Annotated in this window: 1 protein-coding gene; it reads right to left on the bottom strand. The window is 75.4% G+C overall.

Annotated elements, in window-relative coordinates; translation table 11 throughout:
• On the bottom strand, nucleotides 1-386 hold a 386-nt coding region (locus tag G3I71_RS49780; protein WP_369335596.1), incomplete at both ends, for an ABC transporter permease.

Raw genomic sequence — 386 nt, 5'->3', positions numbered from 1 at the left:
GCCGCCTGGACGAGGGACGCGACCTCCTTGGCCACGTCGTGGCTGGCGAGCGTGAAGCCGAGCAGCTGCAGCAGCGCGACCCCGGCGACGCTCCCCCAGATGCGGGGGCGGCCACCGGTCAGCGCCGTGCCGCCGACGACGACCGCGCTGATGACCGTGAACTCGTACCCGAGCCCCAGGTTCGCCGTGTCGACGGTGCCGTTGACGCCCACGCTGAGGAGGGCCGCGAGGCCCGCGAGCGCCGCGGCCACGACGTACACGGTCGTGATGGTGCGCCGCACCGGGATGCCCGCGAGCGCCGCGGCGGTCTCGTTGCCGCCGACCGCGACGATGCGCCGCCCGAGGACCGTGCGCCGCGCGACCCAGCTCGCGACCACAACGACGAC

It is taken from the genome of Streptomyces sp. SID12501 (assembly GCF_010550245.1).
Classification (GTDB): domain Bacteria; phylum Actinomycetota; class Actinomycetes; order Streptomycetales; family Streptomycetaceae; genus Streptomyces.
The sequence above is the reverse complement of the archived record's forward strand: the minus strand, read 5'-3'. Positions and strand labels throughout refer to the sequence as shown.